The sequence below is a fragment of the Aquitalea sp. FJL05 genome, assembly GCF_003852595.1.
Taxonomy (GTDB): domain Bacteria; phylum Pseudomonadota; class Gammaproteobacteria; order Burkholderiales; family Chromobacteriaceae; genus Aquitalea; species Aquitalea aquatilis.
The window spans coordinates 111013-135739 of the sequence record NZ_QAJS01000007.1 but is presented as its reverse complement, the minus strand read 5'-3'; the positions used below and the strand labels follow the sequence as shown (position 1 = coordinate 135739).

Genomic DNA, 24727 nt, shown 5'->3' with positions numbered 1-24727 from the left:
ATGTCGATGGCAGATCGTGACGGATTCATCTGGTATGACGGCAAACTGGTTGACTGGCGCGACGCCACCACCCATGTGCTGACCCACACCCTCCACTACGGCATGGGCGTGTTCGAAGGCGTGCGTGCCTATGAAACCCCCAAAGGCCCGGCAATTTTCCGTCTGCAGGATCACACCGACCGTCTGTTCCGCTCCGCCAAAATCCTGGGCATGGACCTGCCCTTCAGCAAGGACGACATCAACCAGGCCCACCTGGACGTGGTGAAAGCCAACAAGCTGCAATCCTGCTACTTCCGCCCCATGGCCTTCTATGGTTCGGGCAAGCTGGGCGTGGCCCCGAAAAAAGACGACGTGCGCATCATCGTGGCTGCCTGGCCGTGGGGTGCCTATCTGGGTGAAGAAGGTCTGGAAAAGGGCATTCGCGTCAAGACTTCGTCCTTTACCCGCCACCATGTCAACATCACCATGTGCAAGGCCAAGGCCAACGGCAACTACATGAACTCCATCCTCGCCAATAACGAGGCCACGGCAGACGGCTACGACGAAGCCCTGCTGCTGGATGTGGACGGTTTCGTGGCCGAAGGCTCGGGCGAAAACATCTTCATCGTGCGCAAGGGCAAGCTGTACACCCCGGACCTCACCTCCGCGCTGGAAGGCATCACCCGCGACACCGTGGTGCAGATCGCGCAGGAACAGGGCCTGGAAATCATTGAAAAACGCATTACCCGCGACGAAGTGTATAGCGCCGACGAAGCCTTCTTCACCGGCACCGCCGCCGAAGTCACCCCGATTCGCGAACTGGATCGCCGCGCCATCGGCGAAGGCAGCCGTGGCCCGATCACCGCAGCCATCCAGCAGAAATACTTCAATATCGTGAAGGGCCTCGATGCCGAACACGAACACTGGCTGACCTACGTCAAGTAAACTCATCCAAGCAGCAAGGGCCGGCAGCGCCGGCCTTACAAGGAAAGACCATGGCTGAACTGAAAGAAAACACCCGGCGCGTCATCGAAGTGACCGCCAAAGACCTGCCCCTGCACTGCCCGATGCCGGACATGGTGGCCTGGAATTCGCATCCGCGCGTCTTCCTGCCCGTACACAAGACCGGCGAAGCACTCTGCCCCTATTGCGGCACCCAGTACAAGCTGACCGGCCCGGTTGGTCATCATCACTGAGCCCCGGCAGCAGTCAGCAAGCGAAAGGTGCGGGCCCCCGCACCTTTTTCGCTTGATCGGCCACCAAATCAGGGCCACCCTGCCCCATCCTGCAGGATGGCGCTGATTTGGAAGCGGAAAACTTCATGAAGAAAAAGATACTGGTCATTGGCCCCTCCTGGGTGGGCGACAGCGTCATGGCCCAGCCGCTGTATCAGCGCCTGCACCAACGCCATCCTGGCCTGGAACTGCACGTCTTTGCCCCAGCCTGGACCTTGCCCTTGCTGGAACGCATGCCCGAGGTCGCCAAGGCCCACCTCAACCCCTTCGGCCACGGTGCCCTGCGCCTGCGCGAGCGCTGGCAGACTGCCCGCAAGCTCAAGGCTGAAGGCTTTGACCAGGCCATTGTCCTGCCCAACTCGATCAAATCAGCGCTGATTCCGCTGTTTGCCGGCATTCCGTTGCGCACCGGTTTCATCGGTGAATCGCGCTACTGGATTCTCAACGACAGTCGTGAGCTGGACGAGCAGGAATTGCCGATGATGGTTGAGCGCTTCTGCGCCCTGGCCGAAGACCGCAACAAACCGCTGCCGCGCCCCATCGCCCACCCGGCACTGGTGACCAATGCCCAAAGCCGGCAACAGACCGCCAGCCGCCTGCAACTGGACACCAGCCGCCCGGTAGTCGCCTTCTGCCCTGGCGCGGAATATGGCCCGGCCAAACGCTGGCCGGCACGCCATTTTGCCGAACTGGCCAAACGCTTTGATGCCGCCGGCTTCGCCGTCTGGCTGTTCGGCTCGGGCAAGGATCAGGAAATCGGCGCCCAGATTGCCCAGCTGGCAGATGGCAAAGCCATCAATCTGTGCGGCAGCACCGGCCTGGAAGAAGCCATCGACCTGATGGGCCTGGCCCGGCTGGCGGTGTGCAACGACTCCGGTCTGATGCACGTCGCCGCCGCACTGGGCAAGCCGCTGGTTGCGCTGTATGGCTCGTCCAGCCCGGACTTCACCCCACCGCTGTCCGAGCAGGCCGCCGTAGTCAGCCTTAACCTGGACTGCAGCCCCTGCTTCGAACGCAACTGTCCTTACCAGCACACCAACTGCCTGGAACAGCTGCAACCAGACCTCGCCTGGCAGGCCGCGCAGCGCTTTCTGCCCGAGCTGCACACCGCCCCCATTCAACTGACCCGCAGCACATAGGCTGAACCATGAGCGTACAAGACAAAAACAATCAGCCCGAAGAAAACAGCCGCCGCATGGAACTGGTGCGCGCTGCAGCCAAACTGTTTCGCGACCAGGGTTACGAACGCACTACGGTACGTGACCTCGGCAATGCCGTCGGCCTGCAATCCGGCAGCCTGTTCTATCATTTCCGAACCAAGGAAGAAATTCTGGTCGCCGTGATGGCACTGGGCATCAGCGCCACCACCGAACAACTGGGCGCAGCCATCGCCAGGGCGCGCAACCCGCGCGACAAGCTGTCCGCACTGTTTCATGTCCACCTCAGCTCGCTGCTGGGCGACAACCAGGCGGCACTGGAAGTCATGCTGTACGAATGGCGCAGCGTTTCCGCCGCCGCCAAACCGGGCCTGATCGTGCTGCGCGACCGCTACGAAGCACTGTGGCAGGAAGTGCTGGACGAGGCCGCAGCCGCAGGTCTGGTCAAGCAGGATACCCGCCTGCTGCGCCGCACCTTGCTGGGCAGCCTGCACTGGTCCGTGCAATGGTACAAATCCGAGGGCGAGCTGAGCGTCGATGAGCTGGCCGAGCGCATGCTGGCGCTGGTTTTGTTGAAGTAAACCCACACAGCACCAGGCTGACGCTCATTTTTTCAGCAAAACCAGTGCAAAGTGTTCTAAAATCACAGGGTTAGCACCAAACCACAGGAGTTGCGATCATGGACAGCATCCATCGTCTGCAAAGCAGTAGCGCCAGCACCACCGCCAGCTTGCTACAGCAGGGCCGCAACTCCCGCGCCGCCAGCACCAGCCAGAGCAGCACGGAAACCGCCAGTACCACGCAATCCACCCGCACTCAGGGCAATACCGAACAGCTGCAGGCACAAGTCAGCCAACAAGCGCCGAGCAACAGCCGCTCGCAACAAAGCCAGAACCGCCTGCAGATCGAACAGGAACTGAGCCGGCAACTGGCCTCCAGCCAAAGCAGCAGCACCAGCTCGACCGCCACGGTCAATGCCAGCCAGGCCAGCAGCGACACCCGCAGCAATAATGACAGCACCAGCGCCGCCCTGAACCGTAGCGAGCGCACACCGGCAGCCGCCAGCAGCCGCTCCTCCAGCGGCACAGCCAGACCAGACAGCACACAGACCACCGCCAGCAGCACGGTGACCACGCCAGAGAATAAGGCACAGGCAACGCTGGAAAGCCAGAAGAGCAGCGGCCAGATTGCCGTGGCGCAGTACCAGAACAATCAGTCGCTACTGGAAACATCCACCCAGGCCAGCAGCCGGCGCATCAGCGAAAGCGCCTGAGTCTGCCATCAACAACGAGCACAGCGGGTCTGCCCCGCGGTGCTCGTTTGCTTTTGCCGCCCCATTATTGCCCAACATGCCCAGCCGCCAGTGCCTTGGCTTTCAGCTGGCCGGCACGATCTCCCTGCTCACCGGCGCGGGCATACCAGCGCATGGCTTCGCGCCAGTTTTCCTTCACGCCTAGCCCATGCTCATACTGGCTGGCCAGCAGATACTGCGCGCCCACATCGCCCTGCTCGGCCGCCGCCAGATACCAGCGCGCCGCAGTGGCATAATCCTGCCTAGCACCACGCCCCAGGTAATACTGGGTCGCCACACTCACCTGCGCATCACGATGCCCCTGCCTGGCAGCGGCTTCAAACAGACGGGTGGCCCGCTGCATGTCACGCGGCAAGCCATCGCCACTTTCATAGACCTGTGCCAGTACGTACTGTGCCGATGACAATTGTGCGGCCACCGCTTGCTGCAGCCATTTCAGGGCCAGTTCCCGATTGCGCGGCACGCCCTCGCCACGCCAGTACAGCATGGCCAGATCATATTGCGCCACCCTATCCCCACGCTCGGCCCCGGCTTTGAACGTGCGGAAGGCAGCGGCATAATCTCCGGCCTGATAACTGGCCCACCCTGGCAACGACGGCTTTTCCGCAGCCACGGCCGACATGGCTAGCCCGAACAGAAGCAGCAGGACAACTCCATTTTTGCAATGCATGTGGCACCTCCTGCCAATTGGTCGCCACGGCTGCCGATTTCTTACAGACGTAAAAAAAGCGGCTTGCGCCGCTTCTGACTGCTACCGACTCAGGCCCTGACGTCGACGCTTTGTCCCAAGTGTGCCGGATTGGATGCCGCCTGGCTGATCTGGGTGCCGGTATCGCTTGCACCCTGCACCAGAGACAACACCGACTGGCCACTGGCCTGCAGGGATTTTTTCAGGGCGAAAACCTCGGTCGCCGATGAAACATTCTGTCCGCTTACTTGACTTATTCCGTCCATGCCCTCACCTCCCAAGTCAACAAATGCTACCAGATCAGTTTAGACGGCCTGCGCCATCCTGTCATGGCAAAGCTGCTAAAATGACAACCCAACGACCTAAAACAGGAATACCACGATGAGCGACACCCGTCACAGCCCCCTCCTGATCCTTGGTTCCGGCCCTGCCGGCTATACCGCAGCCGTGTATGCCGCCCGCGCCAACCTGAAGCCTGTGCTGATCACCGGCCTTGCTCAAGGTGGCCAACTGATGACCACGACCGAAGTGGACAACTGGCCTGCCGATGCCAGCGGCGTGATGGGTCCTGAGCTGATGCAGCGCTTCCAGCAGCATGCCGAGCGCTTCGGTACGGAAATGATCTTCGATCACATCCACACCACTCATCTGCATGAAAAACCGATCCGCCTGGTTGGCGATGCCGGCGAATACACCTGCGATGCGCTCATCATCGCCACCGGTGCTTCCGCCAAATACCTGGGCCTGCCTTCCGAAGAAGCCTTTGCCGGCAAGGGCGTATCGGCCTGCGCCACCTGCGATGGCTTCTTCTATCGCAACCAGGATGTTGCCGTGGTTGGCGGCGGCAACACCGCCGTGGAAGAAGCACTGTATCTGGCCAATATCGCCAAGCATGTCACCCTGATTCACCGTCGCGACAGCTTCCGCGCCGAGAAGATCATGATCGACAAGCTGATGTCGCGCGTAGCTGAAGGCAAGATCACCCTCAAGCTGAACGCCAGCCTGGATGAAGTACTGGGCGACGACAGCGGCGTGACCGGTGCCCGTCTCAAATTTACCGACGGCAGCACGGAAGATATCAAGCTGATGGGCGTGTTCATCGCCATCGGCCACCAGCCGAATACCGATATCTTCAAGGGCCAGCTGGAAATGGATGCCACCGGCTACCTGATCACCCGTGGCGGCCGCGAAGGCAATGCCACCCTGACCAGCGTGGACGGTGTTTTCGCCGCCGGCGACGTGCAGGACCACATCTACCGCCAGGCCGTCACCAGCGCAGCCTCCGGTTGCCAGGCCGCCCTGGATGCCGAGCGCTATCTGGATAGCCTGAAGTAATATCTTGAAGGCCTTCAAGGACACATTGAAGGAAATCCGCCGGCAGACGCGTCTACGTGACACGTCTGCCGCGCCCGCATCCCCTCCGCCCGCCCCACCCGAGCCCGACTTCAAACAGCTGTTCAGCGATGTCATCCCGCTGAAAAGCCCACCACGTCACATTCCCCAGCCCAGAAAACCCAGCCCGCACCCGAAGCACCGGCATGTCCAGCACGGACTCTCCCGCCAGAGCGAAATGGAAGTACTGCGCCACATGGTTGGCCTGTTCGAACCCGCCGAGCACCTGGGACAGTTCTGCCGCAGCGGCATGCCCAGCCAGACACTGAAGCGCCTGCGCAATGGCCACTGGCCGGTAGCCTGCCAGCTGGATCTGCATGGCATGGACCGCTACCAGGCGCAGGATGCACTGGCGCTGTTTTTGCACCGCGCCCGCCGCCGTGGCCCCTGTCTGCGCATCATTCACGGCAAGGGCTTTGGCTCCAACGGCCAGCCGGTATTGAAAAAGCTGGTGCGCTCCTGGCTCAGCCATCACCCGGAGGTGCTGGCGTTTTGCCAGGCCAGTGAGGAGATGGGGGGCGACGGCGCGCTACTGGTGTTGATACGGCGTGGTCAGCACGAGGAATACGGCTCAGAATCCGGATGACAATAGTAAGAAATTTCCGCTAAGCTCAAAGCAAGGCGGTTGCATTCCCATCAACCACCACCATCAGGAGTCTTGCATGTCAGGTACAGCCTGCCCCGACTTCACCCTGCCCGGCACAGCCGGCACCACGTTTTCCCTGTCTGCAGCCCCCAAGCCACTGGTGATTTACTTCTACCCCAAGGACAACACCCCCGGCTGCACCAATGAAGCCATGGATTTTCGTGACCTGCACAGCCAGTTTGCCGCAGCAGGCGTCAGCATTGTCGGCATCTCCCGCGACAGCCTGAAATCACACGAAAACTTCAAAACCAAGCTGGAACTGCCGTTTGAATTGCTGTCCGATGCGGAGGAAACGGTTTGCACCCTGCTTGATGTCATCAAAATGAAAAACATGTACGGCAAACAGGTAAGGGGAATCGAGCGCAGCACCTTCGTGATCGATGCCGCCGGCATGATTGTTCGTGAGTGGCGCAAGGTCAAAGTACCCGGCCACGCCGCTGAAGTTCTTGCCTTTGTAAACACTCTCTAAACGCAGTGCCCCGGTCTGCCGACCGGGCCCTGCATCGCCAAGGGGTCCATCATGGTAAGCCGTAAGAAAAGCAAAACCACCAAGCTGTTCGTTCTGGACACCAATGTATTGCTGCACGACCCTACCAGCTTGTACCGCTTTGAAGAGCACGATGTTTTCATCCCCATCATCACCCTGGAAGAGCTGGACGCCCACAAGAGCGGCATGTCCGAAGTGGCCCGCAATGCCCGCCAGACCAGCCGCTTCCTGGACGATATCGTCAGCGGCTGCGAAACCAAGATCGAAGCCGGCATCACCCTGAAAAATGCCAGCCGCGAAGCGGCTACCGGCAAACTCATCCTGCAGACCCAGGCCATTCACAGCGTACTCCCCGCCTCACTGCCGGTCGGCAAGGCCGACAACCAGATTCTCGGCATCGTGATGGCCCTGAAAGAGCTGCATCCGGAGCGCTCGGTCATCCTGGTGTCCAAAGACATCAATATGCGCATCAAGGCCCGCGCACTGGGGCTGGATGCCGAAGATTATTTCAACGACAAGGTGCTGCAGGATTCCGACCTGCTCTATACCGGCACCCGCGAAGTCGACCAGACCTTCTGGGAACGCAACGGCAAGGACATGAAGTCGTGGCAGGAACAGGGCCGCAGCTATTACCAGCTCAAAGGCCCGGACGTTCCCAACCTGCACATCAACCAGATGCTGTGGCAGGATGGCCCGCAGCCGCTGCAAGCGCGTGTCAGCAAGGTCGAGGGCAAGGTAGCGGTCCTGCAGACGCTGAAAGACTACAGCCACCACAAAAACAATGTCTGGGGCATTACCGCCCGTAATCGCGAACAGAATTTCGCCCTCAATCTGCTGATGGACCCGGAAGTGGACTTCATCACCCTGCTCGGTCAGGCTGGCACCGGCAAGACGCTGCTCACCCTGGCCGCCGGCCTGGCGATGACACTGGAGCAGAAGCTGTATTCGGAAATCATCATGACCCGGGTCACCGTGCCGGTAGGCGAAGACATCGGCTTCCTGCCTGGTACCGAAGAAGAGAAAATGGCCCCGTGGATGGGTGCACTGGAGGACAACCTCGACGTGCTCAACAAGAGCGATGACGATGGCGGCGACTGGGGCCGTGCCGCCACCCGCGATCTGGTGCGCTCACGCATCAAGGTCAAGTCGCTCAACTTCATGCGCGGCCGTACCTTCCTCAACAAATACCTGATCATCGACGAGGCGCAGAACCTGACGCCCAAGCAGATGAAGACACTGATCACTCGTGCAGGTCCGGGAACCAAGGTAGTCTGTCTGGGTAATATTTCGCAAATCGACACCCCCTACCTGACAGAAGGCAGTTCCGGTCTGACCTATGTGGTCGACCGTTTCAAGGGCTGGGAACATTCCGGCCATATCACCCTGCAACGCGGGGAACGTTCACGTCTGGCAGATCATGCTGGTGAGGTACTTTGACTAAATGCATCCACGCCTCGAATTGATCCATGAGGCAGCTCAAGGGACGGAGCGCGACGCTCCGCCCCTTTTGTTTGTCCACGGCGCATTTTGCGCCGCCTGGTGCTGGCAGCGCACTTTCCTGCCCTGGTTTGCCCGACAAGGCTTTGACTGCTGGGCAATCAGCCTGGAAGGCCACGGCGACAGCGATGGCCAGCAATACCTGTCCGCCATCAGCATTGATGACTACGTGCGCAATCTGGACGCCGCGGTGAAACGCATCAAGCGCACGCCCATCATGATCGGCCACTCGATGGGTGGTTTCGTGCTGCAACAATACCTGACCAGCCGTACCTTGCCAGCCGCCGCCTTCCTCGCCTCGGTTCCGCCCACCGGACTGGCCTCCTCCAGCCTGCGCCTGCTGACCCAGGCACCGGGGCTGCTGCTGAACCTGAACCTGTACCAGCAAGGCAGTTACAACCCGGCGGAAAGCGAGCTGCGCGACCTGCTGTTGTCACACGATGCGCCAGAGGCCACGACAGCGCTGCTGACGCAGTGCTGCCAACAGGAAAGCCAGCGCGCAGTCATGGACATGACGCTGGTCAATCCGCTGGCCATCCGCCCCATCCAGCCCTTGCCCGCGCTGGTACTGGGCGCGGCAGAAGACATGCTGATCTCGCCGGAAGATGTGGTGGCCACCGCCGAGCGGCTGGATGTCAATGCGGAAATCCTGCCGCACATGGGCCACATGATGATGCTGGACACCCGCTGGGAGCGTACCGCCGAACGGCTGCTGCAATGGCTGGACACCCTGCATTTGCCACAGAAAACCGAGCGAAGCTGCCACGCACCGGCCTGAGCGCCGCCCGCATGAAAAAAGCCGCGAGACCCCTCGCGGCTTTTTTCTGCCTACCAGCGTACTCAGTCGCGCCGATGCGGCTGCCACAGCACATCAGGCCGGCCCAGCGCCTTGTTCAGGTGACGGGCCAGTACAAACAGCGCATCGGACAGGCGATTGAGATACTGACGGGCAGCCGTCGACACCTCGCTGTCATGCGCCGCAGTCACCACGGCACGCTCGGCACGGCGGCATACCGACCGGGCCTGATGCGCCAGACCCGCCTGGCGTGAACCACCCGGCAGGATGAACTCCTTCAGCATGGGCAGGTCGGCATTCATGGCCTCCACCCACTCCTCCAGCATCACCACATGCTCAGGCTTGAGCGCGGCATAACCCGGCACGGCCAGCTCGGAGCCCAGATCGAACAGATCATGCTGTACGGCCAGCAGGCGCTGCGCGACCTCTTCCGGCAAGTCTTCCGCCAGCAGCACGCCAATCACCGAGTTCAGCTCATCCACATCACCCAGCGCCCGCACCCGCGGGCTATCCTTGCCCACGCGGCTGCCATCTCCCAGCCCGGTACTGCCATCGTCCCCGGTACGGGTGACAATGCGTGACAGTCTATGCCCCATCAGTCCTGCTCCCCTCGCGGGGCATCATGCTGCCCCTGCTGCTCGCGCCCCAGCGCCAGAATGGCCTGGCGCAGGCTTTCTTTCAGTGTTTCACCAAACAACATGTCGTAGTCTTCTTTCAATTGCTGCATCACACCGGACAACATGTTCTTGGCCTGCAGCTCCAGTGCATCCTGTAGCCACAAGGACAGCTCCACCTTCATCCGTGGCAGCAGCTTTTCGTACATCGCCTCCACCAGCGCACGCTCATCCACCACCGCCACGGTGGCATCAGGCTTGCGCAGCGGATTCATCAGCGCGGCAGCGGCTGTGGCCGTGGTGACGGCGGCGACATTGAGCACTTCCACCGCCTTGCCAGCATCCTCAGCGGGTTGAGCTACCGTTTGCGGCATGGCCGCAGCAAAACTGGCACCCGCCAGCTCCTCAAGCAATGGCGGCTCGACTACTTGCGCCACGGCAGGCAGCAATGCCGGTTCTGGTGCCAGCTCGGGCAGGGCCGTCACTGGCAGCGGCGGGGCTGGCACCTCGTCTGGCAAGCTGGGAATGACCGGCATGTCGACTTGCGCGCTTGGCTGACGTTCGCTGGCAAAGGGTGACTCGGCAAACAGGCCCTGCACAGTGGCTGCCGGCACCTCCGGCTCGCCATCCACCTCGGTTTCGCTCTCCTTGTCCACCTCGCCTACATTGGGCCAGTCCTCTTCCTGCTCCAGCACTGGCAAAGCAACTGCGCTATCCGGTACTACGTGCTCCGGCGGCTCGTCCTGCCATTCAGCTTGCAGCAGCGGGGCCGCCGCCATCACCGCAGCTTCATCTGGCAATTTCACTTCGGTTTCATTCAGGCGGTCGACATCGCCCAGGCTGGGCCAGCCCTCTTCCTGCTCCAGCACTGGCAAAGCGACTGCATTATCCGGCGTTGCATGCTCCGGCGGCTCGTCCTGCCATTCAGCTTGCAGCAGCGGTGCGGCGGCCTGGACAGCCGCCTCTTCCGGCAATTCGAGTTCGGTTTCGTTCAGACGGTCGACATCACCCAGACTGGGCCAGTCTTCTTCCTGGCTGTCTGCAGCCACGACTCCCGGCAGGCCGGCCATGGCGGCTTGCAACTCGGCCTCGTCCAGCGAAGCGAAGGTTTGCTGGGCAGCGGCCGGTGCAGCATGAAAGCGCTGCAGGCTTTCTTCCTGCGCCAGCGTCAGCTCGGCCGCATGCAATACATCGTCCAGAGAACTGGGCGTCGCCGCCACCAGCGCCTGTGCGCGGGCCAGCAATTCAGCAGCAGACGGCCTGGCTTCCTCCACCTTGCCCACGCCACCACCCAGCACGCCATCAGGCAGGCTATCCAGTGAAATGGACAAACCACTTGGCAAAGCCGGTGGGGATTCGACCGATGGTGCAGATGGCACCGCATCATCAACAGTAACTGGCGGCTCGACCGGTGTTTGCCACACCTGCGCCAGGCGCTCGGCCAGTTGCTGCGAGGCAGCCAAGTCGGACAGGGGGGACTCGCTGGATGCAGCGACAGGCCATGACGGTTCGGGCTGACTATCCGGCACCGACGCTGCCGGCGCATGACTGTCCAGCATGAATTCGAAGCCATCCACCGCCATCACCGGTGCCTCCGGCTGCAAGACTGGCGACACACCCGCCGCTTGCGCGGCCGGCGGCTGCTCGTCTGGCAAGACCTGTTGCAGCGACAGCTCATCTGCCAGCGGCTCATCCAGATCAAGCGACGGCAAGGCCGTCAGGTCCAGCGCGGCAGCAGCCGGTGCGACCGCCGGGCTGGCGACGTCGAGATCCTCCAGCGTCAATTCCGGAATTTCCAGTTCCGCCATACCGTGACCTGGCGGTACCAGGCTTTGCTGCATCACGTCCAGTTCGCTGGAAAAGTCAAAATCCGGCACATCCAGCACTTCCTCGGCCAGTACCGGCACGGCGGACTCATCCACCACTTCATCCAGTACCGGCAGGTCCAGCTCGTCCCAGGAGGGCAGATCAGGCATTGGCGACTCGTTCATGGTCACTTGTGGCTCATGTCGTGATGTTGGATTTCATAGCCCAGAGTTCGATAGGCCTTGAAGCGGTAGCGCGCTGTGGCCAGAGCGGCCTCATCGGTTCCCACTATCTCCAGAATACGGGAAAAATGCTGCGGTGCGGGCGGTAATTCCGCCCCCAGATTCAGCAGTACCGGATGCTGCAGTGTAGGCGGCAGTTCGGCCGTCAGCCAGATCGGCGTTTGTGCCGCCTCGGCCGCATCCAGCCGGCAATGGGCAATGAACTGGGTATCGCCCAGACACCACAGCCGGTTGCTGAAGGTGTCCAGCGCCCGCTCATCTTCCAGCCACACCAGCAGGCGCTCTTGCTTGCGGAATACCGTTGCGGCCAGCTTGCAGGCGAACTCCTGCGGCTGGGCCACATTGGTATAAAAATCAATCCGCGTCATCTTCAACGATTTCTGGCGATTCGCGGCGCGGACGGCCACGACGCACTACATTGCCCAGGGCGATGTCGGCTCTATCCTGCAGGAACTGCACCAACAGCGGCACCGGACGACCGGTGGCACCCTTGTCCTTGCCGCTCTTCCAGGCGGTGCCGGCGATGTCCAGATGCGCCCAGTCGTAGGCCTTGGCAAAGCGCGACAGGAAGCAGGCGGCCGTAATGCTGCCACCCGGACGACCGCCGATATTGGCCATGTCGGCAAACGGGCTCTTGAGCAATTCCTGATACTCATCCCACAGCGGCATATGCCAGGCGCGGTCGGCCACTTCTTCGCCGGCGGCCAGCAGCTCACGCGCCAGGCTGTCCTGGTTGCTGTACAGGCCGGTGGCCACGTGACCCAGGGCAATCACGCAGGCACCGGTCAGGGTGGCCACGTCGATCACGGTATCCGGATTGAAACGCTCGGCGAAGGTCAGGGCATCGCACAGGATCAGCCGGCCTTCCGCGTCGGTATTCAGCACTTCGATGGTCTGACCGGACAGGCTGGTGATGATGTCGCCAGGCTTGACGGCATTACCGGCAGGCATGTTTTCGCAGGCCGGCACGATGGCCACCAGATTGATCGGCAGCTTCATTTCCACTGCAGCGCGGAAAGCACCCAGTACCGAAGCTGCGCCGCACATATCGTACTTCATCTCGTCCATGCCTTCGCCCGGCTTGAGCGAAATGCCGCCGGAATCAAAGGTGATACCCTTGCCGATCAGCGTCAGCGGACGGTCGTTCTTGTCCTTGGCACCCTGGTATTGCAGCACGATCAGCTTGGGCTCCTGCACGCTGCCACGCGCCACGGACAGGAAAGACGCCAGACCAAGCTCTTCCAGCTGTGTCTGGCCATAGATTTCCACGCCGCAGCCAAAGTCGGCCGCAATGCGCTCGGCCTCGTCGGCCAGATAAGTGGGCGTGCAGACATTGGGCGGCAGATTGCCCAGATCCTTGGCCAGCTTCATGCCGTTGCCAATGGCCAGGCCACGCTGCAAGCCCTTCTCGCCATCGGCCAGATCGCTGCGACGCGGCACTGCCAGCGTCAGTTTGCGCGGCTCGCGCACGCTTTCGTCCTGCTTGCTCTTGAAGCGGTCGAAGCGGTACAGCACATCCAGCGTGACCACGGTGGCCTGCTCGATCATCCACTCGACATCGTGTTTCTTGACGGTGAGTTCGGTCAGATAGCTGACCGCCTCGGTGGCCGAGGTCTGGGTCAGGCTGCGGATGGAGCTGCGTACCGCTTCGCGGTATTCCTTGGCACGGAAATCGCGCTCCTTGCCCAGACCCACCAGCATGACACGGTCGCACAGGGTGTGCGGCACCGAATGCAGCAGCAGCGTGCTGCCCAGCTTGCCTTCCATATCGCCGCGGCGGATGACATCGCTGATAAAGCCGTTGGAGATGCGATCCAGCAAATCGGCTGCGAAGGTCAGCTTGCGCGATTCATAGACACCTACTATCACGCAGGCAACGCGCTGTTTTTCCGGGCTGCCGCTTTTTATGTTAAATTCCATCTTGTACTCCCGTGTAATGCGAGTGTCAGTTGTTCCACTTCTTGACAGGCTGTCTGCACCGTTTTTTGTGCCGGAAAGCCCTGCCTGTAGCAGGCGAAGACAGAAGCTGCGTCCATCCCGAAATTTGCCGAAAACGGCGTTTCAGAGTTATCAAATCAAATTATCACTACGCTAGTCACAAAAAGTCAAAAAGGCACTGATAAATGGTTTTTCGTAAAAGCCTGACCCGAGAATTGACTTTTACCGCCCTGGGCGTATTTGTCGTCCTGCTGGCCATCATTCTCTCCACCCAGGCGATCAATTTGCTGGGCCGCGCCGCCGAAGGGCAAATCGCCAACGAGGCGGTTACTGCACTGATTGGTTTCTGGGCGCTCGGCCTGTTTCCGCTGCTGATGATCCTCACCGTTTTCGTCACCGTACTGGTGGTGATGACCCGTATCTGGCGCGATCACGAAATGGCGGTCTGGCTGTCTTCTGGCCTGTCGCTGCGCGACTGGGTGTGGCCGGTGATGCGTTTTACCATTCCGCTGGCCCTGCTGGTGGGCATTGTCTCGCTGTATATCGCACCCTGGGCAGAAGAACGCAGCCAGGTCTATGCCGAAATCCTCAAGCGGCGCGAAGAGATCAGCGCCATTGCGCCGGGCGTATTCAAGGAAAGTGGCTCTGGCAGCAAGGTGTACTTCATCGAAAGCTATGGCGGCGAGCATGGCTCGGCCACCAACATCTTCATGCAGGACATGAGCGAGGGCAAAGTATCCAGCATCTTTGCCAAGCGCGGCTACATTACCGTCAACGATGACAACGAGCGGGTGCTGGTGCTGGAAGATGGCCGGCGCTACGTGGGCGAGCCAGGCCAGTCCAACTACGAAGTCGGCAGCTTCAAGCGCTATAGCGTGGTCGTGGGCAATAACCAGAAGCTGGCCTCGCGCCCGAACAACCGTCAGGCGCAAAGCACCAGCACGCTGATTGGCAGCAGCGACCCGGCCTATCGCTCGGAGCTGGTATGGCGCCTGTCCATGCCGCTAAGCTGCCTGGTGCTGGCTTTCCTGGCCATTCCCTTGTCCTACTACAATCCACGCAGCGGCCATGCCCATAATCTGGTCGTCGCCCTGCTCGGCTTCTTCCTCTACCAGAACAGCCTGACCCTGGTGCGCAACTGGATTACCCAGGGCAAGGTGGGCATGGCCAGCATTCTGGTGGTGCATGTCATTGTGCTGATCATTGCCGTTTTGCTGCTGAAATACCGCGACCGCCCGGCCAATACCGTGCGCCAGACCCTGAAATACTTCCTGCACAAGCACAGAGCCCGATGAAACTGATTTATCGCTACATCATCAGCGCGCTGACCCAGTCCACGCTGTTTACCCTGGCAGCCCTGCTGGGCCTTTACGGGTTTTTCGACATCATCCATGAAGTGCCGGATCTGAACCAGGGCGGCTACCACATTGGCAAGATGCTGGCCTATATCGCCATGCAGGCTCCCGGCCATGCTTACGAGCTGATGCCGCTGGCGGTGCTGATCGGCGGCATGGTGGCCATGACCCAGCTGGCCAGCTCCAGTGAATACACGGTGATCCGCACCTGCGGCATCACCCTGGGCCAGATTGCCCGCACCCTGCTGCTGTTTGGACTGGGTTTCGCCATCCTGACCACCGCGCTGGGCGAATTCATCAGCCCCTACTCGCTGCAACAGGCCGAGCGCATGAAACTGTCGGCCATGCGCTCGATGGTGGCGCAGGAGTTCCGCTCCGGCATCTGGGTCAAGGACAACAATAATTTCATCAATGTGCACGAAATGCTGCCGGACACCACCCTGCTTGGCGTGCGCATCTATACCTATGACGACAATTACCAGCTGGTCACCACCCGCTATGCCGAACGTGGCAGCTTCTTGCGCGGCACCCATATCTGGCAGTTGAGCAATGTGGTGGAAACCCATCTGTATGCCGATCACACCGAAAGCAAGTCGGTGCCGCTGGCGCAATGGACCTCCATCATCGAGCCGGACATCCTGAATGTGCTGCTGGTGGTGCCAGAGCAAATGTCGGCCATGAGCCTGGTCAAATACATCGAACACCTGAGTGCCAACAAACAGCAAACCCAGCGCTACGACATCGCCCTGTGGGGCAAGCTGTTCTACCCCTTGGCCTGCGTGTCGATGGCACTGGTGGCCCTGGCGTTCACGCCGCAGCAGCGCCGCCACGGCCAGCTCGGCCTCAAGCTGTTTGCCGGCATCTGCCTGGGGGTGGGCTTCCACTTCATCAACCGCCTGTTCGGTCACCTGGGTTTGCTGTACAGCTGGAACCCGGTGATTTCGGCCACAGTGCCCACCTTGCTGTTTCTGTTCGCCGGCATCGCCCTCATCCTGAAACAGGAAAGACGCTGACATGGAAGAATCCACCACCGACCTGACCCAGGACCTGCGCAAACAGCTGGCCAGCCAGCGCCAACAGCTGGTTGAGCACTATCTGGGCGAACGCGACCCGCAGCACTATCTGGCGCAGCACAGTCTGGCGGTGGACCATATCCTGCAACAGCTGTGGCAACAGGCAGGGCTGGATGCCGATGCCACGCTGATTGCCGTCGGCGGCTACGGCCGTGGTCAGTTATTCCCCTGTTCCGACATCGACGTGCTGGTTTTGCTGCCCAGCCCCACCCCGGCCGCGCTGCCAGAGCGGGTGGCGGCACTGATCAGCCGCATGTGGGATATCGGGCTGGAAGTCGGCCACAGCGTACGCACCGTCGAAGAATGCCTGCAGGAAGCCGCTGCAGACATCACCATCGAAACCAATCTGCTGGAAAACCGCCTGATTGCCGGCGCGGCAGCGCCCTACCATCTGCTGATTTCCCGTCTCGATTGCCAGCGCGATCCGCTCGCCTTCTTCGAGGGCAAGACACTGGAGCAGCAGCAGCGTCACAACCGCCATTTTGGCGTCACCAACAATCTGGAACCCAATATCAAGGAAAGCCCGGGCGGCTTGCGTGATCTGCACACCATCTTGTGGATCAGCAAGGCCATCGGGCTGGGCGAAAACTGGAGCGATCTGGTCCAGCGCGGCATTCTGACCCAGGCCGAAGCCAGGCTGATCCACCATAGCGACCGCCAGCTGCAACGGCTACGCATCGACCTGCACATCCTGGCGCGCCGCCGCGAAGACCGGCTGATTTTCGACCTGCAGCAAAGCATGGGCCTGGCCTTCGGCCTGCAGGACACCCCAGCCAAGCGCGCCAGCGAACAGGTGATGCAGCTGTATTTCCGCTCGGCCAAGACGGTGAGCCAGCTCAACGGCATCCTGCTGCCCAATCTGCGTGCCCGGCTGTATTCGCAAGTGCCGCGCATCACCCAGAACCTGAACGAACGCTTTTACTCGGTCAACGGCATGCTGGGCATCCGCCGACCGGATGTATTCGAGAAAGAGCCGTCAGCCATTCTGGAAGCCTTCTACATGCTGCAACGCAATCCGGAACTGACCGGTTTTGCCCCGCGCATGTTGCGTGCGCTGTGGCATGGCCGCAGCCATATCAACGACCGCTTCCGCAAGAATCAGGAAAACCGTCGCCTGTTCATGCAGATGCTGCGCGAACCCGGCCTCACCCGCTGCCTGCGCCGCATGAATCTGTACGGCGTACTCGGCCGTTATCTGCCGGGCTTTGGCCGTATCGTCGGCCAGATGCAGCACGACCTGTTCCATGTCTACACCGTGGACGAACACATCCTGATGGTGGTGCGCAATCTGCGCCGCTTCGCCATCAGCGCCTTCAACCACGAATATCCCTTCCTGTCGAAGCTGATCAACGACTTCGAGCGCCCGGAAGTGCTGTATGTGGCCGGCCTGTTCCATGACATCGCCAAAGGCCGCGGCGGCGATCACTCCACCCTGGGCATGGTCGATGCCCGCGAGTTCTGCGAACAGCACGAACTGTCGGCCGAAGATACCGAACTGGTGGTGTGGCTGGTGGGGCAGCATCTGACCATGTCGAGCATCGCGCAGAAGCAGGACATCTACGACCCCGACATCATCCAGCGCTTTGCCGAACTGACGCAGACTCCGCGCCGGCTGGCGGCACTGTATCTGCTGTCGGTGGCGGACATTCGCGGCACCAGCCCCAAGGTATGGAATGCCTGGAAAGCCAAGCTGCTGGAAGACCTGTACAACGCCACCCTGCGCGTCTTGCTGCGCGGCGGCGAAGTGGACCTGAACTCGGAACTGGAAGAACGCAAGACCCAAGCCCTCAGCCTGCTGCGCCTGTATGCCGTACCGGCCGGCGTGGAGCAAAAGCTGTGGTCGCAGCTGGACATGCTGTACTTCCTGCGCCACGAGGCCAAGGAAATCGCCTGGCACGCCCGCATCCTCAACCGTTTCGTCAACATCGAAACGCCCATGGTGCGCGCCCGGCTGTCGGACGACCACGAAGGCATCCAGGTACTGATTTACACCCCGGACAAGCCAGAGCTATTCGCCCGTACCTGTGCCTTTTTCGGCCGCACCAATTACAGCATTGCCGATGCCAAGGTCTACACCACGCGCCACGGCTATGCGCTGGATACCTTTCATGTCTTCATTCCCGAGCACCACGACGGGGATTATCGCGACATGATCAACTTCATCGAATTCGAACTGGCCGAGTGCCTGCGACTGGAAACCCCACCGCCACCGCCAGCCAACGGCCGCATCAGCCGCCATCTGAAGCACTTCCCCATCGCGCCGCAAGTGCTGATCCGCCCGGACGACAAGGACAATTACTATGTCCTGTCCATCGTCGCCGGCGACCGGCCCGGCCTGCTGGCCCGCATTGCCAAGGTGCTGGCGGACTACCGTCTGAGCGTGCAGTCGGCCAAGATCATGACCCTGGGCAGCCGTGCGGAAGACTCCTTCCTGATCAGCGGCCCCGGCCTGAAGGACAACAAGACGGTGCTGGCACTGGAAAGTGCGCTGATCGCCGCCCTACGCATCTGAATGTTGCCAGGCCGCCCACCGCAGCCCGGCACAGGCTTTGACCGCAGGCCCCGGCCACCGTATGCTGAGCGATCAACTTACGCAAACGTAATGCCATGCTCTATTTCGAAGACCTGACCGCCGGCCGCCGGTTTCACACCGCCAGCCACACCATCACGCAGGACGAAATCATCCATTTCTCCCGCCAATTCGACCCGCAACCCTTCCATACCGACCCGGAAGCCGCCAAGGCCAGCTTTTTCAACGGGCTGGCGGCATCAGGCTGGCACACCAGCAGCCTGACCATGAGCCTGATCACCGCCAGCGAGCTGAAAAATGTCGCCAATGGCCTGATCGGCATGGGTATCAAGGAAGTGCGCTGGCCACAGCCCACCCGCCCGGGCGATACCCTGCGTGCGGAAATCGAAGTGCTGACCAGCAAACGCTCGAGCAGTCAGCCGGGTTTTGGCGTCGTACAACTGCGCTGGACTACCCGCAACCAGCACGACGACATCGCCATGCAGCTGGAAACCTCGATCTGGGTTGCCTGCCACCCCACATCCTGAGCACCGCCCGTCACCACGCATGAAAAAACCTGCCGTCCGCAAGGGAGGGCAGGTTTTTTCATGCTCAGCCAGCGTCAGTAGCCGCTCAGCGCTGTTGCCATTTACTAAAGGTATCGGTCAGTTGCGCCAGATCGACCGAGGTCTCGGCCAGATGGCTGGCACTGTCGCCAATCGACTGCGTGGTGTGCAGATCCTGTTCGGACAGCGCATTCAATTGCTCCAGCGCTGCCGCCATCACATTGATGGAGTCGGACTTGCTGCCCATCTCCCGCGCCAGCTGCTGCGCCTGCTGGCTGGACTGTTCCGCCGCCTCGATCAGGCCCTGCAGATTGCCGGACGACAGACGGATCTGGCCATTGACCTCATCCACCTCCTCCACCGTGGCATCCATGCTGCTGACGGCCGAATGGGTAATCTTGCCGATTTCCTCGACGATGCCGCCAATGGAGTCTGTGGTCTTGGTGGTGCGCTCGGCCAGCTTTCTTACCTCATCGGCCACCACGGCAAAGCCGCGACCCATTTCTCCGGCTCGGGCGGCCTCAATGGCCGCGTTCAGCGCCAGCAGATTGGTCTGATCGGCGATCTCGCGGATCAGCGTGGTCATGCTGCGGATGCGGATCATCGCTTCGTCCAGCTCCACCATGGCACCACGTGACTGCGACACCACGCTCACCGCCCGCTGCGCCGCTGTCGTCGCCGCATCCATGGTCTGCCGCCCTTCGCGCGCCACCTGCTGGGTGTGTTGCGAGTCTTGCTGATTGTGTTCGGCCAAGCGCACCACATCCTGCACCGCCAGGCTGAGGGACTCCATATTGTGGCTGATCTGATTCAAGCCCTGGCGCTGCTCCACCGAGCGCTCCTGCAGCGCATGCATGTCATCCAGCAGCCCATGTGCCTGCTGCTTGGTGTAATGGCTGGCGCGCATCACATCGGCAATGGTGGCGCGGTAATGAATGCGCAAGGCCTCCAGCGAAGCCAGCACCTTGCCCAGCAAGCCACCTTCATGCGCCTGGATGGCATGATCCAGCCGGCCTTCCTGCAAGTCCTGGAAACGGCCATCCAGCACAGCCAGCGCAGAACGTATGCGCAACCAAGCCCAGGCAGCACTCCCCAGTGCCAGCAGGCTGCCGCCCACCCCCACGGTTTCACGCACCAGCTGCATGGAGTCAGGCAGGAAAAACGAAACCACGGCTACTGTCGAGCCAAGCAAGGCCAGTACCGGGGCGATTTTCAGCACATCGCGCTGCCTGGCATAGCGCTGCAGCGTGGAAGGCAGGGTCGCCTGCTTGTCCATCACTTGCCGGTATAGCGCAGCCGCCCCGTCCACATCCTGCCGTGACGGCCTGGAGCGTACCGACATATAACCCACGATGCGGCCGTGCTCGGTAATCGGCGTGACATAGGCTTCCACCCAGTAGAAGTCACCGTTCTTGGCCCGATTTTTCACAATGCCGCGCCAGGGTTTGCCTGCCTTTACCGTATCCCACAAGTCAGCGAAGGCTTCCACCGGCATGTCCGGATGCCGCACCATATTGTGGTTCTTGCCCAGCAGCTCAGCTTCGCTAAAACCGCTGATTTCAATAAAGGCACGGTTGGCGTAAGTGATGCTGCCCTTCACATCCGTCTTGGTGACGATGGGATTGACAGGATCGACGCTCAACTCATTGGTGGTGACAGGCAGATTGATCTTCATTTGATGTGTTTTCTTACGCTAATTTTAATTATTTGAAACAAATTATTTAATCAGCTCATTCTAACAACAAAGCACTAGCCTTAGCATATGAAACCTGCCATCAATTACCAGCCACGTGCACAAATAAAAACCCGCGCAAGGCGGGTATGGATTAACAGCTGGCACCAAGCGCCAGTACACAAACTGGCGACCTGAGCAACAGACAGTTTCAGCGAGAAACCTGGATCATGGCTGCGCTTTTCAAGGCTGCCAAATCACGGCCGCCGGCATAGCTCACCGATGACTGCAGGTCTTCCTTCAGTTCACGCAGCAGCTTGCCAATACTCCCCTTGTATTCCACCAGGATTTTCTTGCCCTCGACATTCACATAAGCCCCCTTGTTGAACTGCGAGGCGCTGCCAAAGTACTCCTTGTAATGCTTGCCGTTGATTTCAACAATTTCACCGGCAGACTCGTCATAGCCGGCGAACAGCGAGCCCGCCATGATCATGCTGGCACCACAGGCCAAGGCCTTGGCCATGTCGCCATGCTCGACGATGCCACCATCGGCAATCACCGGCACCTGCACCGCAGCAGCGCAGTCCTTGACCGTACTCACCATCGGGCGATGAAAGCCGGTCTTGTTCTTGGTAATGCAGACACGACCACCGGCAATCCCCGCCTTGATGGCATCGCAGCCCCAGCTTTCCAGATCACGCGCTGCCTCGGCCGTGGCGATATTGCCGCCAATCAGGAAGCTGCCGGGAAACTGCTGCTTGATGTGCTTGATCATGCGCTCGGCCTTGACACACCAGGCATTGGCCACGTCCAGGGTGATGTATTCCGGCGTCAGACCGGCGGCTTTCAGCTCAGCCAGTTGCTGCAAGGTATCGTCGTTGACGCCAACACTGATGGAAGCAAACAGCCCTTTTTCCTGCATGGCTGCCGTAAAGCGGCAAGCATCCACATTGAAGCGGTGCATGGTGTAGAACCAGCCCAGGCGGGCAAACGCTTCGCAGGTTTCCTCATCGACTACCGATTTCATATTCGAAGGGTAGATCGGCATGTCAAAGCGACGCGGTCCGAATTGCACCGAGGTATCGCACTCCTTGCGGCTGTCGACAACGGTTTTCTTGGGGACGAGGTACACGTCGCCATAGTTCAGTTCGGTAGTAATCATGCAAGTATTCCCTTCAGGCTGTAGTCGATAAAAATGCAGGGGCCCCAATAAAAAACGGGAGCCTCATGGGCTCCCGTTTACGGATTCTCCTGCGACGCCTCTCTTGGGCTCGCACGCAATGTCGAACCAAATCTACGCCGGCAATTTCTTCACGTCAAGCAATTATTTCTTCAAGTGAAGATTTATTTATCGAACCAGCAACCATCTTGCGGCTCGCCCAACCACTGCAAAATGGGCTTCCAGGCATCCCTATCCTTCTGGGTGCGCGAAGCTGGCAAGTCGAACAAGGTCATGCCAGAAGCCGCCGCCTGCACATACAGCTGGGTATCACGCAGCCAGCTCAGTACCGGCACATCGTGCTCGGCCAGAAAACGCTCCAGCTCCTTGGCCGAACGGGTGCGCGGATCAACCCGCATGCCAACTACAGCCATGAATACCTTGTTCTTGCGGACCGCTTTTTCCGCCAGCAGCTGTTCAAAAAACTCGCCACTGGCCCACATATCGAAAGGAGAAGGCTGAATCGGGATGATGATGCGCTCGACCCGCGCGATCAGGGAGGCCATTTTTTTGCCGTGCAAGCCGGCACCACTGTCCAGAACGATGACTTCAGTCCCCTTGGGCGGCTTGGCCGGCGTACCGGCAGACACTTCCCAGCCCTGAATCGCCGGCAATGTCGGAGCCCTTTCCTGCAACCAGCGCAATGAGGACTGCTGACGATCCACGTCGCCCAGCATGACATTACGACCGGAACAGGCAAAGTAACCTGCCAGATTGGTGGCTAAAGTTGACTTGCCACTACCACCCTTAGGATTCGCTACCAGCACAGACTGCACAATGGACCTCGCTCACTTGGTGATCGACCCACTATACCAGAGTCATCATGCTTGCAGGCAGGGGCTTGCCACATTAGGCTGACACGCTGGAGGAAAGCAAACCAATGAATTCAAACATGCAAGCCATCCTGTTCGACATGGATGGTCTGATGATCGACACCGAGAGCGTCAGCGGCCAGTCCTGGCTGCGCGCTGCCGCTGAAATCGGCGTTCCCATCCCCGAACATGTGATCCTGGGCATGGTCGGGCTGTCGGTAAACAAGAGCCTCGACCATGTCGCTGCCCACTTTCAGGACCGTAGCCTTGCCGAGAAACTGAGCCAGCGCTGCCGCCACCACTACCATCAGCTGATGAGCACGGGTGAACTCAAGCTCAAGACCGGCATCATCGAGGTGCTGGACTGGGTGCAAAGCCAGGCCATTCCACACGCAGTGGCCACCTCCACCCAGCGCCTGATGTGTGATCTCAAACTGCAACGTACCGGGCTGGGGCCTTATTTCCAGCACACCGTTGCCGGCGACGAAGTAGCCAATACCAAACCCGCACCAGACGTCTATCTGGCCGCAGCAGCCCTGCTGGACATCACACCGCAAGCCTGCGTGGTACTGGAAGATTCGCTGATCGGCATGCAGGCGGCGCTGGCTGCCGGCATGCGGGTGATTCTGGTGCCGGACATGGTCAAGCCAGCCGCACATGAAACAGCCGGTGCGCTGGCGGTATGCGAAGACCTGCACCAGGCCTTGGCACTGCTACAGACACTGTAAACCACTGCTCCCAAGGAAAAGGGGCCACTGCAATGCAGCGGCCCCTTTTCACGCCTTGCCGGGCTTCAACCCTCTGCACAAATGCGGGCGATCAGCTCGTCACGTACATCTTCATATTGCTCGACGCCAATCTGGCAAGTACCGGCTGCCTCATGGCCACCACCGCCGTATTGCAGCATCAGCGCGCCAACATTGGTACGGCAGCCGCGGTCGATGATCGACTTGCCGGTGGCAAACACGATGTTCTGCTTGTTCAGACCCCACATCATGTGGATGGAGATATTGCACTGCGGGTACATGGCATAGACCAGAAAGCGGTTGGCCGGGTAGATGGTTTCTTCCTGCAGCAGATCAAGCAGCAGCAGATTGTCATGCACCTGGGCACAGCGCTGGATCTGTTCGCGGGCCTGCTCTTCGTATTCCCGATACAGATCAACCCGCTCCTTGACGTCGGGCAGGGCCAGAATTTCTTCAATACTGTGATCGCGGCAATAGCCGATCAGGTCCATCATCAGTTGATAGTTGCTGACGGTGAAATTGCGGAAACGGCCCAGCCCGGTGCGGGCATCCATCAGGTAATTGAGCAATACCCAACCCGTTGGATTAAGGATTTCGTCGCGGGAAAACTGGGCAGAATCGGCCTTGTCCACCGCATCCATCATTTCGTCGCTGATACGGGTAAACACCTGCTTGCCGCCGAAATGGTCGTACACCACACGCGCCGCGGATGGTGCTGACGGATCGATGATGTGGTTATCGTGCTGGCCGTTGCGCAGCGTCTCCGACAGGTGGTGATCAAAGGCCAGATAGGCGCCCGGCACATACGGCAGATTGGTGGTGATATCACGTTCGGTGATTTCCACCTTGCCATCCTGCATATCCTTGGGGTGAACAAACTTGATTTCATTCACCATGCCCAGCTCGTTCAGCAGCACGGCGCAGACCAGGCCGTCAAAATCACTGCGCGTTACCAGGCGGTATTGCTGTTGCGACATTATTTTCTC

At 60.3% G+C, this 24727-nt stretch carries 25 protein-coding genes; 15 read left to right on the top strand and 10 right to left on the bottom strand.

From position 1 onward, the window contains the following. The 5 genes from DBR44_RS07565 to DBR44_RS07545 all read left to right on the top strand — a co-directional run bounded on the left by DBR44_RS07565 (position 1) and on the right by DBR44_RS07545 (position 3644). The gene (locus tag DBR44_RS07565; RefSeq protein ID WP_124643508.1) at positions 1-924 is read left to right on the top strand and encodes a branched-chain amino acid transaminase; all 924 of its coding nucleotides are present in this window, start codon (positions 1-3) and stop codon (positions 922-924) included. 50 nt (positions 925-974) lie between these two features. After that, on the top strand, positions 975-1175 hold the full coding sequence (locus DBR44_RS07560; RefSeq protein ID WP_124643474.1) for a zinc-finger domain-containing protein: 201 nt from the start codon (positions 975-977) through the stop codon (positions 1173-1175). A gap of 125 nt (positions 1176-1300) precedes the next feature. Beyond that, entirely contained in the window at positions 1301-2353 is a 1053-nt protein-coding gene (gene waaF, locus DBR44_RS07555) for a lipopolysaccharide heptosyltransferase II (RefSeq protein ID WP_124643473.1), read from the top strand. Positions 2354-2361: 8 nt separating this feature from the next. Next, complete coding sequence (locus tag DBR44_RS07550) at positions 2362-2952, top strand: TetR/AcrR family transcriptional regulator (RefSeq protein ID WP_103525569.1); 591 nt, start codon at positions 2362-2364, stop codon at positions 2950-2952. A gap of 98 nt (positions 2953-3050) precedes the next feature. After that, complete coding sequence (locus tag DBR44_RS07545; RefSeq protein WP_124643472.1) at positions 3051-3644, top strand: hypothetical protein; 594 nt, start codon at positions 3051-3053, stop codon at positions 3642-3644. Between the two features lie 64 nt (positions 3645-3708). On the opposite strand, the gene DBR44_RS07540 is transcribed toward DBR44_RS07545, so the two are convergent. Then, positions 3709-4353, bottom strand: a complete 645-nt coding sequence (locus DBR44_RS07540; RefSeq protein ID WP_124643471.1) for a tetratricopeptide repeat protein — start codon at positions 4351-4353, stop codon at positions 3709-3711. Between the two features lie 89 nt (positions 4354-4442). Next, entirely contained in the window at positions 4443-4637 is a 195-nt protein-coding gene (locus DBR44_RS07535) for a hypothetical protein (RefSeq protein WP_124643470.1), read from the bottom strand. 115 nt (positions 4638-4752) lie between these two features. On the opposite strand from DBR44_RS07535, the gene trxB reads away from it, so the two are divergent. The 5 genes from trxB (at position 4753) to DBR44_RS07510 (ending at position 9171) form a co-directional block, all read left to right on the top strand. Then, complete coding sequence (gene trxB / locus DBR44_RS07530) at positions 4753-5706, top strand: thioredoxin-disulfide reductase (RefSeq protein ID WP_124643469.1); 954 nt, start codon at positions 4753-4755, stop codon at positions 5704-5706. A 235-nt stretch (positions 5707-5941) separates the two neighbouring features. Then, complete coding sequence (locus tag DBR44_RS19735; RefSeq protein WP_233578417.1) at positions 5942-6349, top strand: Smr/MutS family protein; 408 nt, start codon at positions 5942-5944, stop codon at positions 6347-6349. A gap of 76 nt (positions 6350-6425) precedes the next feature. After that, on the top strand, positions 6426-6878 hold the full coding sequence (locus tag DBR44_RS07520; RefSeq protein ID WP_124643467.1) for a peroxiredoxin: 453 nt from the start codon (positions 6426-6428) through the stop codon (positions 6876-6878). 51 nt (positions 6879-6929) lie between these two features. Continuing rightward, the gene (locus DBR44_RS07515; RefSeq protein WP_124643466.1) at positions 6930-8333 is read left to right on the top strand and encodes a PhoH family protein; all 1404 of its coding nucleotides are present in this window, start codon (positions 6930-6932) and stop codon (positions 8331-8333) included. A gap of 4 nt (positions 8334-8337) precedes the next feature. Beyond that, positions 8338-9171 carry an alpha/beta hydrolase gene (locus tag DBR44_RS07510; RefSeq protein ID WP_124643465.1) on the top strand — a complete coding sequence of 278 codons (834 nt, stop codon included), beginning with the start codon at positions 8338-8340 and terminating at the stop codon, positions 9169-9171. 62 nt (positions 9172-9233) lie between these two features. Here the strand turns inward: DBR44_RS07510 and DBR44_RS07505 are convergent, their stop codons facing one another. The 4 genes from DBR44_RS07505 to DBR44_RS07490 are packed head-to-tail and all read right to left on the bottom strand — an operon-like array spanning position 9234 to position 13771. After that, positions 9234-9785 (bottom strand): cob(I)yrinic acid a,c-diamide adenosyltransferase, encoded by a 552-nt coding sequence (locus DBR44_RS07505; RefSeq protein ID WP_124643464.1) that lies wholly within the window; start codon positions 9783-9785, stop codon positions 9234-9236. Continuing rightward, positions 9785-11779: a hypothetical protein gene (locus DBR44_RS07500; RefSeq protein ID WP_124643463.1), complete on the bottom strand. Its 1995-nt coding sequence runs from the start codon at positions 11777-11779 to the stop codon at positions 9785-9787. Before DBR44_RS07500 ends, DBR44_RS07505 begins: the two co-directional genes overlap by 1 nt. Positions 11780-11796: 17 nt before the next feature. Next, positions 11797-12219, bottom strand: coding sequence for a DNA polymerase III subunit chi (locus DBR44_RS07495; protein WP_124643462.1), 423 nt, complete (start codon positions 12217-12219; stop codon positions 11797-11799). Beyond that, positions 12206-13771, bottom strand: coding sequence for a leucyl aminopeptidase (locus tag DBR44_RS07490; protein ID WP_124643461.1), 1566 nt, complete (start codon positions 13769-13771; stop codon positions 12206-12208). The genes DBR44_RS07495 and DBR44_RS07490 overlap by 14 nt, the downstream gene beginning before the upstream one ends. A 203-nt stretch (positions 13772-13974) precedes the next feature. Here DBR44_RS07490 and lptF point away from each other — a divergent pair, with 203 nt between their 5' ends. The 4 genes from lptF (at position 13975) to DBR44_RS07470 (ending at position 19274) form a co-directional block, all read left to right on the top strand. Continuing rightward, a complete protein-coding gene (lptF, locus tag DBR44_RS07485) occupies positions 13975-15084 on the top strand; it encodes an LPS export ABC transporter permease LptF (RefSeq protein WP_124643460.1) in 1110 nt (369 codons plus the stop codon). Next, positions 15081-16157, top strand: coding sequence for an LPS export ABC transporter permease LptG (gene lptG, locus DBR44_RS07480; RefSeq protein ID WP_124643459.1), 1077 nt, complete (start codon positions 15081-15083; stop codon positions 16155-16157). Before lptF ends, lptG begins: the two co-directional genes overlap by 4 nt. A gap of 1 nt (position 16158) precedes the next feature. Next, positions 16159-18729: a [protein-PII] uridylyltransferase gene (locus tag DBR44_RS07475; RefSeq protein ID WP_124643458.1), complete on the top strand. Its 2571-nt coding sequence runs from the start codon at positions 16159-16161 to the stop codon at positions 18727-18729. A gap of 95 nt (positions 18730-18824) precedes the next feature. Continuing rightward, positions 18825-19274, top strand: a complete 450-nt coding sequence (locus tag DBR44_RS07470) for a MaoC family dehydratase (RefSeq protein WP_124643457.1) — start codon at positions 18825-18827, stop codon at positions 19272-19274. Positions 19275-19359: 85 nt separating this feature from the next. On the opposite strand, the gene DBR44_RS07465 is transcribed toward DBR44_RS07470, so the two are convergent. From DBR44_RS07465 to DBR44_RS07455, 3 genes are all read right to left on the bottom strand, one after another. Next, positions 19360-20967: a methyl-accepting chemotaxis protein gene (locus tag DBR44_RS07465; RefSeq protein WP_124643456.1), complete on the bottom strand. Its 1608-nt coding sequence runs from the start codon at positions 20965-20967 to the stop codon at positions 19360-19362. A gap of 208 nt (positions 20968-21175) precedes the next feature. Further along, complete coding sequence (locus DBR44_RS07460) at positions 21176-22126, bottom strand: GMP reductase (RefSeq protein WP_124643455.1); 951 nt, start codon at positions 22124-22126, stop codon at positions 21176-21178. Between the two features lie 182 nt (positions 22127-22308). Continuing rightward, positions 22309-22950, bottom strand: a complete 642-nt coding sequence (locus DBR44_RS07455) for an AAA family ATPase (protein WP_233578415.1) — start codon at positions 22948-22950, stop codon at positions 22309-22311. Between the two features lie 113 nt (positions 22951-23063). Between DBR44_RS07455 and DBR44_RS07450 the strand changes: the two genes are divergently transcribed. Then, positions 23064-23723, top strand: coding sequence for an HAD family phosphatase (locus tag DBR44_RS07450; protein WP_124643453.1), 660 nt, complete (start codon positions 23064-23066; stop codon positions 23721-23723). A 65-nt stretch (positions 23724-23788) separates the two neighbouring features. On the opposite strand, the gene DBR44_RS07445 is transcribed toward DBR44_RS07450, so the two are convergent. Beyond that, a complete protein-coding gene (locus tag DBR44_RS07445) occupies positions 23789-24718 on the bottom strand; it encodes an exopolyphosphatase (protein ID WP_124643452.1) in 930 nt (309 codons plus the stop codon). Positions 24719-24727 lie beyond the last annotated feature (9 nt).

Bases quoted from the DNA above. Each gene is read 5' to 3' on its own strand.
- waaF (WP_124643473.1), top strand. From the start codon at position 1,301: ATGAAGAAAAAGATACTGGTCATTGGCCCCTCCTGGGTGGGCGACAGC.
- DBR44_RS07475 (WP_124643458.1), top strand. From the start codon at position 16,159: ATGGAAGAATCCACCACCGACCTGACCCAGGACCTGCGCAAACAGCTG.
- DBR44_RS07520 (WP_124643467.1), top strand. From the start codon at position 6,426: ATGTCAGGTACAGCCTGCCCCGACTTCACCCTGCCCGGCACAGCCGGC.
- DBR44_RS07550 (WP_103525569.1), top strand. From the start codon at position 2,362: ATGAGCGTACAAGACAAAAACAATCAGCCCGAAGAAAACAGCCGCCGC.
- DBR44_RS07500 (WP_124643463.1), bottom strand. From the start codon at position 11,779: ATGCCTGATCTGCCCTCCTGGGACGAGCTGGACCTGCCGGTACTGGAT.
- DBR44_RS19735 (WP_233578417.1), top strand. From the start codon at position 5,942: ATGGAAGTACTGCGCCACATGGTTGGCCTGTTCGAACCCGCCGAGCAC.
- DBR44_RS07505 (WP_124643464.1), bottom strand. From the start codon at position 9,785: ATGGGGCATAGACTGTCACGCATTGTCACCCGTACCGGGGACGATGGC.
- DBR44_RS07445 (WP_124643452.1), bottom strand. From the start codon at position 24,718: ATGTCGCAACAGCAATACCGCCTGGTAACGCGCAGTGATTTTGACGGC.
- DBR44_RS07510 (WP_124643465.1), top strand. From the start codon at position 8,338: ATGCATCCACGCCTCGAATTGATCCATGAGGCAGCTCAAGGGACGGAG.
- lptG (WP_124643459.1), top strand. From the start codon at position 15,081: ATGAAACTGATTTATCGCTACATCATCAGCGCGCTGACCCAGTCCACG.
- DBR44_RS07465 (WP_124643456.1), bottom strand. From the start codon at position 20,967: ATGAAGATCAATCTGCCTGTCACCACCAATGAGTTGAGCGTCGATCCT.
- DBR44_RS07495 (WP_124643462.1), bottom strand. From the start codon at position 12,219: ATGACGCGGATTGATTTTTATACCAATGTGGCCCAGCCGCAGGAGTTC.
- DBR44_RS07535 (WP_124643470.1), bottom strand. From the start codon at position 4,637: ATGGACGGAATAAGTCAAGTAAGCGGACAGAATGTTTCATCGGCGACC.
- lptF (WP_124643460.1), top strand. From the start codon at position 13,975: ATGGTTTTTCGTAAAAGCCTGACCCGAGAATTGACTTTTACCGCCCTG.
- trxB (WP_124643469.1), top strand. From the start codon at position 4,753: ATGAGCGACACCCGTCACAGCCCCCTCCTGATCCTTGGTTCCGGCCCT.
- DBR44_RS07565 (WP_124643508.1), top strand. From the start codon at position 1: ATGTCGATGGCAGATCGTGACGGATTCATCTGGTATGACGGCAAACTG.
- DBR44_RS07545 (WP_124643472.1), top strand. From the start codon at position 3,051: ATGGACAGCATCCATCGTCTGCAAAGCAGTAGCGCCAGCACCACCGCC.
- DBR44_RS07460 (WP_124643455.1), bottom strand. From the start codon at position 22,126: ATGATTACTACCGAACTGAACTATGGCGACGTGTACCTCGTCCCCAAG.
- DBR44_RS07560 (WP_124643474.1), top strand. From the start codon at position 975: ATGGCTGAACTGAAAGAAAACACCCGGCGCGTCATCGAAGTGACCGCC.
- DBR44_RS07515 (WP_124643466.1), top strand. From the start codon at position 6,930: ATGGTAAGCCGTAAGAAAAGCAAAACCACCAAGCTGTTCGTTCTGGAC.
- DBR44_RS07470 (WP_124643457.1), top strand. From the start codon at position 18,825: ATGCTCTATTTCGAAGACCTGACCGCCGGCCGCCGGTTTCACACCGCC.
- DBR44_RS07540 (WP_124643471.1), bottom strand. From the start codon at position 4,353: ATGCATTGCAAAAATGGAGTTGTCCTGCTGCTTCTGTTCGGGCTAGCC.
- DBR44_RS07490 (WP_124643461.1), bottom strand. From the start codon at position 13,771: ATGGAATTTAACATAAAAAGCGGCAGCCCGGAAAAACAGCGCGTTGCC.
- DBR44_RS07450 (WP_124643453.1), top strand. From the start codon at position 23,064: ATGAATTCAAACATGCAAGCCATCCTGTTCGACATGGATGGTCTGATG.